Annotated in this window: 13 protein-coding genes; 8 read left to right on the plus strand and 5 right to left on the minus strand. The window is 68.9% G+C overall.

The genetic code is table 11. The features are described 5' to 3' along the window. Positions 1-86: 86 nt before the first annotated feature. Together E0H45_RS12035 and E0H45_RS12040 are read right to left on the minus strand one after the other, a co-directional pair. Positions 87-653, minus strand: a complete 567-nt coding sequence (locus tag E0H45_RS12035) for a methylated-DNA--[protein]-cysteine S-methyltransferase (protein WP_131337033.1) — start codon at positions 651-653, stop codon at positions 87-89. Next, positions 646-1,137 carry an RNA polymerase sigma factor gene (locus E0H45_RS12040; protein ID WP_131337035.1) on the minus strand — a complete coding sequence of 164 codons (492 nt, stop codon included), beginning with the start codon at positions 1,135-1,137 and terminating at the stop codon, positions 646-648. Before E0H45_RS12040 ends, E0H45_RS12035 begins: the two co-directional genes overlap by 8 nt. 402 nt (positions 1,138-1,539) lie before the next feature. On the opposite strand from E0H45_RS12040, the gene E0H45_RS12045 reads away from it, so the two are divergent. Genes E0H45_RS12045 through E0H45_RS12065 form a run of 5 tightly spaced genes read left to right on the plus strand, consistent with a single transcriptional unit; the run spans position 1,540 to position 5,914 of the window. Beyond that, positions 1,540-2,019 (plus strand): flavin reductase family protein, encoded by a 480-nt coding sequence (locus tag E0H45_RS12045; protein WP_238154923.1) that lies wholly within the window; start codon positions 1,540-1,542, stop codon positions 2,017-2,019. Further along, the gene (locus E0H45_RS12050) at positions 2,012-3,055 is read left to right on the plus strand and encodes an ABC transporter substrate-binding protein (protein ID WP_131337039.1); all 1,044 of its coding nucleotides are present in this window, start codon (positions 2,012-2,014) and stop codon (positions 3,053-3,055) included. The genes E0H45_RS12045 and E0H45_RS12050 overlap by 8 nt, the downstream gene beginning before the upstream one ends. Beyond that, complete coding sequence (locus E0H45_RS12055; RefSeq protein ID WP_131337040.1) at positions 3,052-3,888, plus strand: ABC transporter permease; 837 nt, start codon at positions 3,052-3,054, stop codon at positions 3,886-3,888. The genes E0H45_RS12050 and E0H45_RS12055 overlap by 4 nt, the downstream gene beginning before the upstream one ends. Further along, positions 3,864-4,580, plus strand: coding sequence for an ABC transporter ATP-binding protein (locus E0H45_RS12060; RefSeq protein ID WP_131337043.1), 717 nt, complete (start codon positions 3,864-3,866; stop codon positions 4,578-4,580). The genes E0H45_RS12055 and E0H45_RS12060 overlap by 25 nt, the downstream gene beginning before the upstream one ends. Beyond that, entirely contained in the window at positions 4,577-5,914 is a 1,338-nt protein-coding gene (locus E0H45_RS12065) for an LLM class flavin-dependent oxidoreductase (protein WP_131337045.1), read from the plus strand. Before E0H45_RS12060 ends, E0H45_RS12065 begins: the two co-directional genes overlap by 4 nt. A gap of 33 nt (positions 5,915-5,947) precedes the next feature. Here E0H45_RS12065 and E0H45_RS12070 read toward each other — a convergent pair whose 3' ends face one another. Then, on the minus strand, positions 5,948-6,925 hold the full coding sequence (locus E0H45_RS12070; RefSeq protein WP_131337047.1) for a zinc-binding alcohol dehydrogenase family protein: 978 nt from the start codon (positions 6,923-6,925) through the stop codon (positions 5,948-5,950). Positions 6,926-6,964: 39 nt separating this feature from the next. Here E0H45_RS12070 and E0H45_RS12075 point away from each other — a divergent pair, with 39 nt between their 5' ends. From E0H45_RS12075 to E0H45_RS12085, 3 genes are all read left to right on the plus strand, one after another. Further along, positions 6,965-7,789, plus strand: coding sequence for a glycerophosphodiester phosphodiesterase (locus tag E0H45_RS12075; protein WP_131337049.1), 825 nt, complete (start codon positions 6,965-6,967; stop codon positions 7,787-7,789). A 241-nt stretch (positions 7,790-8,030) separates the two neighbouring features. Then, positions 8,031-8,447 carry an ATP-binding protein gene (locus E0H45_RS12080; RefSeq protein ID WP_131337051.1) on the plus strand — a complete coding sequence of 139 codons (417 nt, stop codon included), beginning with the start codon at positions 8,031-8,033 and terminating at the stop codon, positions 8,445-8,447. Between the two features lie 69 nt (positions 8,448-8,516). Then, positions 8,517-9,503 (plus strand): DUF5926 family protein, encoded by a 987-nt coding sequence (locus tag E0H45_RS12085; protein WP_131337053.1) that lies wholly within the window; start codon positions 8,517-8,519, stop codon positions 9,501-9,503. Positions 9,504-9,713: 210 nt separating this feature from the next. On the opposite strand, the gene E0H45_RS12090 is transcribed toward E0H45_RS12085, so the two are convergent. Continuing rightward, positions 9,714-10,928, minus strand: a complete 1,215-nt coding sequence (locus E0H45_RS12090; RefSeq protein WP_131337055.1) for an arginine deiminase — start codon at positions 10,926-10,928, stop codon at positions 9,714-9,716. Between the two features lie 95 nt (positions 10,929-11,023). Next, complete coding sequence (locus E0H45_RS12095) at positions 11,024-11,614, minus strand: dihydrofolate reductase family protein (RefSeq protein WP_131337057.1); 591 nt, start codon at positions 11,612-11,614, stop codon at positions 11,024-11,026. Positions 11,615-11,629 lie beyond the last annotated feature (15 nt).

Below are 11,629 nucleotides of genomic sequence, written 5' to 3' on the forward strand. Positions count from 1 at the left end.
TCAACAGGAGCAGATCCCCACTCCACATTGGGGATCTGCTCCTTATGCAACCGAGTGTAAATCCATTCTCGGCAATTCCGGAAAACTCAGCTTTTTGCTTCGAGATTCAGCAAGAATCGTTTTGCGTCCAACCCTCCGGCGTACCCGGTGAGCGCCCCGTTCGCGCCGACGACCCGGTGGCAGGGCAGTACGACGCAGACCGGGTTCGCGCCCAGCGCCGTACCGACAGCGCGGGCAGCCTTGGGCTTGTCGATGTCGGCGGCAACGGTTCCGTACGTCGTCGTCGCGCCGTACCTGGTGTGCGTCGGCAGGTCCGTGAGTACGAGGCGCTGGAACGGCGTCGCCAGTGCGAGGTCCACCTCCAGGTCGAAGGCGTGACGGCTGCCGGACAGGTATTCGTCGAGTTGTCGTCGTACGTCGTCCAGCGGGCGAGGCTGCCGTAGTACCCGCGGGGACACGGCCCGGGCGAGCCGCGTGGTCATCGTCTCCTCGTCGTCGAACGAGCTGGCGACGACCCGACCGTACGCAATCGCGAGCAGCATCGTCCCGATCGGGGTGTCGTGCAGCGTGTAGGCGACGTCGGCGTCGGGCAGGACGGGTGGTTTCAGGTCAGTGGTGCTGAGCCGGGTCAGCCGGCTCTCGAGATCAGTCATCGTGTACTCCGAGTTTCGTGCGCAGTGTCGCCAGCGCGTCGCTGACGAGCCGGCGCGACGCGGCGGGCGTGGTGTCCAGAGCGGCGGCCACGCCGTGGTGGTCCAGGTCGCCGACGTACTTGAGCGTGATCGCGAAGCGTTGCCGCTCCGGGAGTTCGTTGACCGCCCGCCACAGGTCGGGGTCCGGCCACACCGCGGCCTCCGGTCCGTCGACCGCGACCGGCGGCGCCTCGTCCAGCGGGCGCTGCGGTTTCCGTGCCCGGTGGACGTCGGTCGCGCACCGGGCGGTGATGGTGAGGAGCCAGCTGCGCAGGTTCTTCGCCGAGGTCAGCCCCGGGTACGCCGCATACGCCTTCTCCCAGGCGCGCTGCGCAACGTCGTCGCCGTCCTGGCCGGCCATCGCCCGCGCAAGCCTGGCGACGTCCAGCCAGTGCGCGTCGATCAGCGCCTGGAACGGCGGCAGCCCGACTTTCTCCCGAGTCATCACGTCAGTAGAACGCACCGACCGCCGATGGTGTGAGGGCAACTCGATGGCGTGTCGTCCCACCGGATGGTCGGTTTCGGACACCCGTCCCGGATGGCGAGATTGTCTAGTTTCTAGGTAGACATTGATGAGAAGGTAGCTGACATGACGACGACACTCCTCACCCGCCGTCGCGTCATCGATCTGCTGCGGACGGCGAGCGCCACCTGTCGGTGACGCGCGTTCTGCTGTCGCGCACTGCATGAGGCCCCGTCGCAGCCGGCCTCTGCCTCCTCGCCCGGTGTTCTAGCCGCCGGTCGTCCCTGCCCCGTGTTCCGAGGGAGAGACATGTCTGTACCTGCCCTGAATCGTCCTGCCCTGGCCGTTGTACCCGATCATGCAAGAATTTGCGCCGCGGAGCGGGTGGTAACCGCCGACATCTACCGCTCCGTGTTCCGTCGCCACGCCGCCGGCGTCGTGGTGATCACCGCGGACGCCGGCCACGGCCCGGTCGGCTTCACCGCGACCTCGCTGGTCTCGATCAGCCTGCTGCCGCCGCTGGTCTCGTTCGCGATCGCGACCAGCGCCTCCAGTTGGCCGACCGTGAGTACGGCGAGCAGCGTGGTGATCAACTTCCTGTCCGCCGACCAGCACGCGATCGCCGGCCGGTTCGCCACCAGCGGGATCGACCGGTTCGCCGGACCGACCCGCTGGTCGCGGCTGGCCACCGGCGAGCCCGCACTCGACGACGCCCCGAGCTTCCTGCGCGCGCAGATCGCGCACCGCTTCGCCGTCGGCGACCACTACCTGGTCGTCGCCCGCCTCGCCACCCACACCGAACGTCGTGAGCACGAGCCGCTGCTCTACCACGACGGCCGCTACGCGAAAGCACACCATGTCTAGAAAACGCCTTCTTTCCGCCCTGGCCCTGCTCGCGCTCGTCACCGGATGCAGCGGTAACGCGGCCGCCGACGACGCCGCCAAGCTCTCGCGGGACGCCCCGCTGCCCACCTCGGTCCCCGACGGCACGAAGATCGTGGTCGGCGACCCCGCCACCGAGGTCGCGCTGAAGCTGTCCGGCCAGCTCGACAAGGTCTCGAAGTTCGTCCAGTTCGCGAACCTGAGCGGCGGTCCGCAGACCACCGAGGCGTTCCGGGCGCACGCGCTCGACCTCGGTTCGGTCGCCGAGATCCCGCCGATCCACGCGACCTGGACCGGCCTGCAGGTGAAGATCGTCGCCTCCAAGTTCCGCAAGGACCCGCTGAACCACCCGATCTACCAGCTGGGCATCGCGCCGGGGGTCTCGGTCAAGACGCTGGGCGACCTGCGCGGGAAGAAGATCGCGTACAGCCCCGGCCAGGCGCAGGGCGCACTGGTCCTCAAGGTGCTGCAGAAGGCCGGCCTGACGAAGGACGACGTGAAGCTGGTCGAGCTGCCGAGCACGGGTGACGTGTACTCGAACGCGCTGTCCGGCAAGCAGGTCGACGTCGCCCCGATTGGCGGCGTACAGATCAAGCGCTACCTGACGAAGTACGGCAAGGACGGCGCGACGACGATCCCGCACGGTATCCGCGACGACGCCGGCCACCTGTACGTCGTGACCGAGTCGCTCGAGGACCCGGGCAAGGCGGCCGCGATCCGCGCGTACGTCGCCGCGTGGGGCGTCGCGCAGGACTGGATCGACAAGCACCCCAAGGAATGGATCCAGGGGTACTACGTGAAGGACCAGGGCCTGACCGAGGCCGACGGGCAGTGGCTCGTCGACAACGCCGGGCACCCGGACATCAGCGCCGACTGGAGCGACGCGATCGAGCGTCAGCAGCAGACCATCGAGCTGCTCGCCAAGGAGACCGGCAACAAGGTGATCCAGGCCAAGGACCTGTACGACCTGCGGTTCCAGACCGTCGCCGCGGACGCGATCAAGGGAGGCGCCAAATGAGTGCGACCACACTTCCCGGACTGCGGCCGCGCACGGCCTCGGCCCCCGTCGTACGGCGCCGGCGCCTCGGACCCGGGAAGCCGATCAGGTTCGGGGCCGCGATCGGGCCGGTGCTGCTGCTCGTGATCTGGAGCGTCGGATCGGCCACCGGTTGGATCGACCAACGAGTACTGTCCGCGCCGTGGACCGTGGTGACCACGGCCGGCGACCTGATCGCCGACGGCCGCCTGCAGTCGAACCTGTGGACGTCCGCGCAGCGGGCGCTGATCGGTCTCGCGCTCGGCATCGTGCTGGGCGTGCTCCTCGCGCTGATCTCCGGCCTGTCCCGGATCGGTGAGGCTGTCCTCGACGGGCCGATCCAGATCAAGCGCGCGATCCCGTCGCTGGCCCTGCTGCCGCTGCTGATCCTCTGGCTCGGCATCGGTGAGTCGATGAAGATCGTCACCATCCTGCTCGGGGTGTTCGTGCCGATCTACATCCACACCCACAACGGTCTGCGCACCATCGACAGCCGGTACGTCGAGCTCGCGCAGACGGTCGGGTTGTCGCAGTGGGAGTTCATCCGACGCGTGGTGCTGCCGGGCGCACTGCCGGGGTTCCTGCTCGGGCTGCGGTTCGCGGTCACAGGCGCATGGTTGTCCCTGGTCGTCGTCGAGCAGATCAACTCCACCAGCGGCATCGGCTACATGATGGAACTGGCCCGCACGTACGGGCAGACCGACATCATCATCGTCGGCCTGGTCGTGTACGGCATCCTCGGCCTGCTGTCCGACGCGGTCGTCCGCCTGATCCAGAGGAGGGCCCTGTCATGGCGCCGAACGCTGGCCTCCTGAGCGCGACCGTCCAGGTTCGCAACCTGGTACGCCGGTACGACGAGCGCGCCGTACTGGACGGGCTGGACCTGGACATCGCACCTGGTGAATTCGTTGCCCTGCTGGGAAAGAGCGGCTCCGGGAAGAGCACGCTGCTCCGGGCGCTGGCGGGTCTTGACCACGACGTGGAAGGGTCCGGGGAGCTCGCCGTACCCGCACAGGTCTCGGTTGTCTTCCAGGACTCCCGGTTGTTGCCGTGGGCAAGAGTATTGGACAACGTCGTGCTCGGGATCCCCCAGGCTGTGGAGCGGGGCCGCGAGAGTCTCGAAGAAGTCGGATTGGCCGGCCGGGAGAAGGCGTGGCCGAACGAGTTGTCCGGTGGTGAGCAGCAGCGGGTCGCGCTCGCGCGGTCGCTGGTGCGGGAGCCGGAGCTGTTGCTCGCCGACGAGCCGTTCGGTGCGTTGGACGCGCTGACCCGGTTGAAGATGCACGTGTTGCTGCGGAAGTTGTGCGCGGCGCACCAACCCGCCGTACTGCTGGTGACGCACGACGTCGACGAGGCGATCGTGCTGGCCGATCGGGTGATCGTGCTCGACGCCGGCCGGATCGTCGCCGAGGAGACCATTACGTTGCCGGCGCCGCGCAGTGCGGCCGATCCAGGATTCGCCGCGGTCCGCTCGCGGCTTCTCGACGCCTTGGGAGTTTCGGTATGAGTAGGCAGCTGCACCTGAACGCGTTCCTGATGAGCACCGGGCACCACGAGGCGTCCTGGCGGCTGCCGGAGAGCGATCCGTTCGCGAACACCTCGGTGGCGCACTACCAGGCCCTGGCACAGCTGGCCGAGCGTGGCAAGTTCGACTCGATCTTCTTCGCGGACTCGCCGGTGCTGTTCGGCAACGTCGGGCGGCGGCCGGCCGGTTCGCTGGAGCCGACGGTGCTGCTCACCGCGATCGCGGCCGCCACGTCCCGGATCGGGCTGATCGCCACCGCATCCACGACGTACAACGAGCCGTTCAACGTGGCGCGGCGGTTCGCCAGCGTGGACCACGTAAGCGGTGGGCGTGCGGGCTGGAACGTGGTGACCACCGCTGGTCCGGAGGCGGCGCGCAACTTCAACCTCGCCGATCAGCCGGCGCATGCGGAGCGGTACGACCGCGCGGCGGAGTTCCTCGAGGTCGCGTACAAGCTCTGGGACTCCTGGCAGGACGATGCCGCGATCGCGGACAAGGCCGAGGGCGTCTGGGCGGTCCAGGAGCGGGTGCAGCCGATCGACCACGTCGGCAGGCACTTCCAGGTTCGTGGGCCGCTGAACCTGCCGCGGTCGCCGCAGGGGCATCCGCTGATCGTCCAGGCCGGGTCGTCCGAGGATGGCAAGGGGCTGGCGGCGCGGTACGCCGAGGCGGTCTTCACCGCGCAACAGACGCTGGAGGACGCGCAGGACTTCTACCGGGACCTGAAGGCGCGTACGGCGGCCCTCGGGAGGGACCCGGAGACGATCAAGATCCTGCCGGGGATCGTGCCCGTGATCGGGTCCACGGTCGAGGAGGCCCAGCGCTTGGAGCGGCAGCTGGACGAGCTGATCCGGCCCGAGTACGCGCGGTTGCAGCTGGCGAAGACGCTGCGGGTGTCGCCGGAGGACCTGCCGTTCGATCAGCAGCTCCCTGCGGATCTCCCCGACGAGGATGAGATCGAGGGCGCGAAGAGCCGGTACACGCTGATCGTGACGCTCGCCCGGCGCGAGAACCTGACCGTTCGCGAGCTGATCGGCCGACTCGGCGGTGGGCGCGGGCACCGCACGTTCACGGGGACGCCGGAGCAGGTCGCGGACGCGATCCAGCACTGGTTCGAGGCCGGGGCGGCCGACGGCTTCAACGTGATGCCGCCGGTGCTCCCGTCCGGCCTCGCGACGTTCGTGGACGAGGTGATCCCGATCCTGCAGGCGCGCGGCCTGTTCCGGACCGAATACACCGGTACGACGCTGCGCGAGCACTACGGTCTGGCGCGGCCGGCAGGCCGGGCTCCTCAGTTACAGGAGGCGACTGCCTGAGGTCGTTGAGGGTCCCGTCAGGTGGCGGGACCCTCAACTCACCCGTACGACGAGCTTTCCGACCGCCTTGCCGTCCTGCATGATCCGGTGCGCCTCGCCGATCTCGTCCATCGTGAAGACGCGGTCGATCCGGATCGGGAGCTTGCCGGCCGCGACCAGGTCGACGTACCGCTGGAACGCGTCCGCGGGCAGGTCCGAGCTCTCGCCGCCGTACGCCGTCAGCCGGACACCGTTCGGGAGGTATCCGATCGGATAGAAGTCCGGAATCGTCCAGGAGTCGCTGAGCATTCCGGTAAAACACACCGTGCCGTGCACCGCGGTCGCCCGGAGCGTGTCCGGCAGGACATTCGTCCCGACGAGTTCGAGCGCCGCATGCACGCCGCTCGGAAGAATCTCCCGGACCTTCTGCGCAACGTTGGCGTCGTCAACGATCGGATGGTCGACGCCGAGTTCCCGCAGTACGTCGACGCGCTGCAGATTGCGCGTCGTCGAGAAGACGGTCAGCCCGTGTTCCTTCGCCAGTACGGCGGCTGCCACGCCGACGGACGACGTACCGCCGCGGACCAGCAGCGCCTGCCCCGGTTCGATCCCGAGGCCGGTGTGGAGCGAGCCGTGCGCAGTCTGCAGCATCTCCGGCAGCGCGCCGAGCGTGGCCCAGTCGAGGTCGGTCGTCACCGGGATCACCGACGAGGCCGGTACGACGGTGTACTCGGCGTACCCGCCGTCGTACTCGCGGCCCATCCCGCCCATCATCGCGACCACCTGCTGCCCCGGCGCGAACTCGCCGCCCGGCGCCAGGTCGACCGTCCCGGCCGCCTCGATCCCGGGGATCACCGGGAACCGCGCGTTCGTCGCGAGGCCCGCGCGGAGGTGGTACTCCGACCGGTTCAGGCCGAACGCCTCCACCTTGATCCGGACCCACCCGGGCGCGGGCTGAGGCACCGCGACCCGCCGTACCCGAAGCTCCTCCGGCTCCACCGGCCCGTCCAGCACGATCGCCCGCATGTCCATGGCGCCAATCATCACCCACCATGTGAAAGAGTTTCTTCCATGGGGAAGCTCCCACGGGTGGTCGCGCACCGCGGTGCCAGCGACGTAAACCCCGAACACACGCTGGCGGCGTACCAACGAGCGATCGATGTCGGCGCGGACGGACTGGAGTGCGACGTCCGGCTGACCGCCGACGGTCATCTGGTCTGCGTCCACGACCGCAGGATCGAGCGCACTTCGAACGGCCGTGGCGTGCTGTCCACGATGAGCCTCGAAGAGCTGGAGAAGTACGACTGGGGCTCGTGGAAGCGCCCGTGGGCCGAGCTCGACGACGAGGCCGAACTGCCCGGTCTCGACGTCCGGAAGGTGCTCACGCTCGACACGCTGCTCGCGACCGTGCGGGACGCGGGCCGGCCGGTCGAGCTGGCGATCGAGACCAAGCACCCGACCCGGTACGCCGGACTGGTCGAGCGGCGCCTGATCGAGGCGCTCGACCGCTACGGCTGGGCGCACCCGAAGGTCGGAACGGAGTCGCCGGCCAGGGTGATGAGCTTCTCCTGGCTCTCCCTGCGCCGGATGCGCACCGCGGCCCCCGGCCTGCGCACCGTCCTGCTGATGGACCGCGTCCCGCTGCGCTTCCGCGACGGCTCGCTACCCACCGGTGTTTCGTACGCCGGACCGAGCCTGGAGATCGTCAGCGCGCATCCGGAGTACGTCGATCGCGCGCACAAGCACGGGCATCAGGTCCACGTTTGGACCGTGAACGCCGAGAACGACATCCGGCACTGCCGTGAGATCGGCGTCGACGCGGTGATCAGCGACCGCCCGGACGTCGCGTTGCGGGTCCTTGCCGAGGGGGCAGAAGAGGTAGGACGTCGTACCTGACCTGCGGGTTTGTGACACACCGCGACGAATTTGTGTGGCTTGTGTCACGCAGGTATGGATACGTAGCGAGGCGAATGCGGGCGGTTATTGCAACGTTCAATACCGTCGATTTCGTCACGGTTTCCCAATGTTTAGGCGTGATCTTCGCTCGTCTATGTAACGGAATATCGGCGGGTGTTTTCCGGGCCGGGATCGGGGGGAGAAGTCCTTGTGGCTGAACCGATCATCGAGGAGACCCTGCTTGTCCTCTGCGACCCTGCCCGCCGACGTGAGCGTTGTGGACGTCGTACTGCCGCACGAAGTGTCCGCAGTAGCGGACGCCCGACGCCGTCTGGCGGCCTACCTGAAGCGCTATCGGGTGACCGAAGCTGCCTGTGACGATGCGCAGTTGGTGCTCTCGGAGCTGCTCTCCAACGCTATCCGGTACGCGCCTGCGCTGCCGGCCGGTGAGGTGCGGGCCGCGTGGTGGATCGACAGGGCCGGGATCCATGTCGAGGTGACCGACGGGCGCGGCGACACCGAGCCGCAGCGCATCGCCGACCCGCATCCGGAGTCGATCGGCGGCCGCGGCCTGGCCATCGTCGACGTCCTCACCTCCAGCTGGGGCGTCCGCACCGCCGCCCGCCACCGCACGGTCCACGCAATCGTCCCGAGCTAGTCCTCTCACCCACCAGCCGAGCTGAGCGGGTTGGCTCTGGGGTGGTGTGGGCTGCAAGACTGCGGGGTTATGGGAAAGAAGTCGCGGCAGCGCGCGAAGAACACGACGACGACCGTCACGCTCGACCCGGCCGATCTGGTGGATGTCGGACCGCGGGAACCCTGCCCGTGCGGTTCCGGCAAGCGGTTCAAGCAGTGCCACGGCAAGGACCGGGCACAGGCCGCCGACACCTTCGTGGTGCGGCCGTTCGAGGGGCTGCCGTCGGAGTGCGACCTGATCGCGTTCCGCGAGATCGTGCCGTCGGGCACGGTCCAGGTCGAGCTGGCCGGCCAAGAAATTGAGGCAGAGCACGCCGGCAAGGTGATCAACCTCGTCACCCTGCTGCCGATGGCGATGCCGGGTGTGGTGCGCGACGACGAGACGATCTGGATCGGCATGCAGACGCACGCCTCGTCCGGCGACCCGAGCCGCGACCTCGGCCACGCGATCACCACCGCGCTGCAGACCGAGCCGGGCCACCCGGTCCAGGTCGGCGACCTGATGAAGGACGGTCCGCGGCTGCAGGACCTGATCGACACCAGCAAGCCGATCGAGATCAAGGTCCACGAAGGCTTCGAGTACTGGGTCGGCGAGAACGTCGAGGACCCGACCGGTGAGGTCGCGGCCGGCCTGGAGCGCGCGAACGCCGCGGCGGCTCCGACGGTCCGGCTGGAGTCGGTCGAGGCGGCGTACTGGACGCAGATCGGCGACCGCATCTACCTGCGGTGGGTCATGCCGCACACCGAGGACACGCTGCTCGACGCGCTCGCCCGGCTGCACGCCGCCGGTGGATCCGCGCTCATCGACGGCAGCCGCCTGATCGGCTCCTTCCGCGCCCTCGGCGTCCTGGCGCCGGTCTGGGAGCTGCCCGCCGGCACCGAGGCCACCGACGTCGAGAAGCCCGCCGCCGACTTCGCCACCGCCCTCGAGAAGGCCCTCGCCACCGACGCGCCGCTGAGCACCGAGGAGCGCGCCGCCCGCGCCGGCCTCGCCAGCCGCCAGCTCACCATCCGCTGAACAGCTGAACAGCAGAACGCCCGGCTGAATCATCAGCCGGGCGTTCTGTTCACTCAGAGTGGTCTAGGCCATGATCGTTAAAATCCGCCCAGTACGTGGACGGCCCAAGTCCTGCTGACGGGGGAGCAACAGGGCCTGGGCCTAGCCATGAAGAGTACTCAGACCGGGGGCTCGGCACAAGCCCCGATTTCACTCCGCGTGTCGTTGGGCTCACGGGGTTGCGGGCGCCCGCAGTACCGGGCATGACATACACCGCGGTCCGCCACGCCCGGAGCCGAGCTCGGAGCCGGAGATCCGGATGACCTCGATCCCGGACTCCTCCAGTCGCGCATTGGTCTCGACGGTCCGCTCGTACGCGATGCAGACCCGCGGGGCGAGGGCCAGGGTGTTGTTCCCGTCGTCCCACTGCTCCCGCTCGGCCGTCACCGGGTCCAGGCCGGTGTCGATGCGGCGCAGCGTGTCGATGCCGAGCGCCTTCGCCGCCGCGACCAGGAACGGCTCGGGCTCTGCGACGTGCAGCTGGTCGCCGTCGGTCGTGACCGCGAGCGCCCGCATCTCCTCCGCCATGTTCGGGTACATCAGGACGGCGTCGGTGTCGACCATCGTGCAGACGGTGTCCAGGTGCATCGTCGCCCGCTGCTGAGCGATCGGTACGGCGAGAACGGTGTGCGCGAGGCCCTTCGTGAAGACCCGCCGCGCCAGCCGCTCCACACCGGCCGGTGTGGTCCGCTCCCCGACCCCGACCGCGAGTACGCCGGGACCGAGCGCGAGCACGTCCCCGCCCTCGACATGCTCCAGCTGGTGGTCGTACACCTTGTCGGCGCCCGCGAACCGCGGGTGGAACGTGTAGATCAGCTCGGTCAGCTGCGTCTCGCGCATCCGGGCCGGCATCGCCAGTGAGGTGACCGCGACCGAGTCCCGGATCCAGACGCTCGAGTCGCGGGTGAACAGCAGGTTCGGCAGGGGGTCGATCAGGAAGTCCTCGTGCGCCAGCAGCGACGTGACCAGCCCGCCCGCGTGCACCTCGTCGTTGCGTACGCCGGCCATCAGCGCCTCCGCCAGCCCGGCCGCATCCAGATCACCGAGCGACGCCCGCAGGTAGTCGCGCAGGGTGTCACCCAGGCGCAGGTCCTCCGTCGCGCCGGCGACCGCCTTGGCCCGGGCCTCGGGGTGGTTGAGCGACTCGGTCAGCAGCTCACCGAGGTACAGGACCTCGACGTCGCGGTCGCGGAGCGCCTGGGCGAACGCGTCGTGCTCGTCCTGCGCCCGGCCGACCCAGGGGATGCCGTCGAACAGCAGCTTGTCGTTGTTGCGCGGGGTGAGCCGCCGGAGCTCGTTGCCCGGCCGGTGCAGCATCACCGTCCGCAGCGGACCGACCTCACTGTCGACGCCGTACGCCGTACTGTCCTGTCGCGTCTCGGTCATCCGTCCGCCCTTCGCTTGGCCGTGCCCACCACGCTACGACAACCCGATCAATCTGTCTGATTGTCCGACAATATGCGTCGGATGGCCAATCGGGGTCAGGAGCGGACGCGGTCGTAGAGCAGGCAGAGGGCGCCGGACTCGGTCGGGGTCGAGTCGGTCAGCTTCCACGACGTGGCCGGCAGGCCGTCCTCGAACAGCCGGGCCCCGCCGCCGACCAGCTCGGGGTCGAGCGTGATGCTCAGCCGGTCGATCTCGTCGGCCGCCAGCAGTGCGCGGATCACGCTGGAGCTGGCCAGCACGATGATGTCGCCGCCGTTCTGGTCACGCAGGTGCTTGACGACATCAGCGGGCTCGCCGTCCGCGATCCGGGAGTTCTGCCACGGCGCCTCGGTCAGCGTCGTCGAGAAGACCACCTTCTCGGTCTCGTTCAGCCAGCGGGAGAAGGCCCGGTCCTGCGGCGCCGCGTTCTCGTCGTCGGCCACCGCCGGCCAGAAGCCGCCGAAGCCCTCGTAGTTCTTCCGGCCGAGCAGCGCCGTGGTGGCCGGCCCGGTCACCCGGATCATGTGGTCGCGGGCACCCTCGGTGATCGCATGCGGGACGATCCAGCTCATGTCGTAGTCGCCACCGGCGCCGTTCACCCGGCCGTCGAGCGAGAGCGAGATGTTGGCGGTCACTGTGCGGGTCATTTTCTTACCTCTTCC

Source organism: Kribbella soli, assembly GCF_004331345.1.
GTDB lineage: Bacteria > Actinomycetota > Actinomycetes > Propionibacteriales > Kribbellaceae > Kribbella > Kribbella soli.

What these genes read in the sequence shown, in the direction of transcription:
- E0H45_RS12060 (WP_131337043.1), top strand. Translation starts at nt 3,864, where the DNA reads ATGGCGCCGAACGCTGGCCTCCTGAGCGCGACCGTCCAGGTTCGCAAC.
- E0H45_RS12085 (WP_131337053.1), top strand. Translation starts at nt 8,517, where the DNA reads ATGGGAAAGAAGTCGCGGCAGCGCGCGAAGAACACGACGACGACCGTC.
- E0H45_RS12050 (WP_131337039.1), top strand. Translation starts at nt 2,012, where the DNA reads ATGTCTAGAAAACGCCTTCTTTCCGCCCTGGCCCTGCTCGCGCTCGTC.
- E0H45_RS12090 (WP_131337055.1), bottom strand. Translation starts at nt 10,928, where the DNA reads ATGACCGAGACGCGACAGGACAGTACGGCGTACGGCGTCGACAGTGAG.
- E0H45_RS12065 (WP_131337045.1), top strand. Translation starts at nt 4,577, where the DNA reads ATGAGTAGGCAGCTGCACCTGAACGCGTTCCTGATGAGCACCGGGCAC.
- E0H45_RS12070 (WP_131337047.1), bottom strand. Translation starts at nt 6,925, where the DNA reads ATGGACATGCGGGCGATCGTGCTGGACGGGCCGGTGGAGCCGGAGGAG.
- E0H45_RS12040 (WP_131337035.1), bottom strand. Translation starts at nt 1,137, where the DNA reads ATGACTCGGGAGAAAGTCGGGCTGCCGCCGTTCCAGGCGCTGATCGAC.
- E0H45_RS12075 (WP_131337049.1), top strand. Translation starts at nt 6,965, where the DNA reads ATGGGGAAGCTCCCACGGGTGGTCGCGCACCGCGGTGCCAGCGACGTA.
- E0H45_RS12035 (WP_131337033.1), bottom strand. Translation starts at nt 653, where the DNA reads ATGACTGATCTCGAGAGCCGGCTGACCCGGCTCAGCACCACTGACCTG.
- E0H45_RS12055 (WP_131337040.1), top strand. Translation starts at nt 3,052, where the DNA reads ATGAGTGCGACCACACTTCCCGGACTGCGGCCGCGCACGGCCTCGGCC.
- E0H45_RS12095 (WP_131337057.1), bottom strand. Translation starts at nt 11,614, where the DNA reads ATGACCCGCACAGTGACCGCCAACATCTCGCTCTCGCTCGACGGCCGG.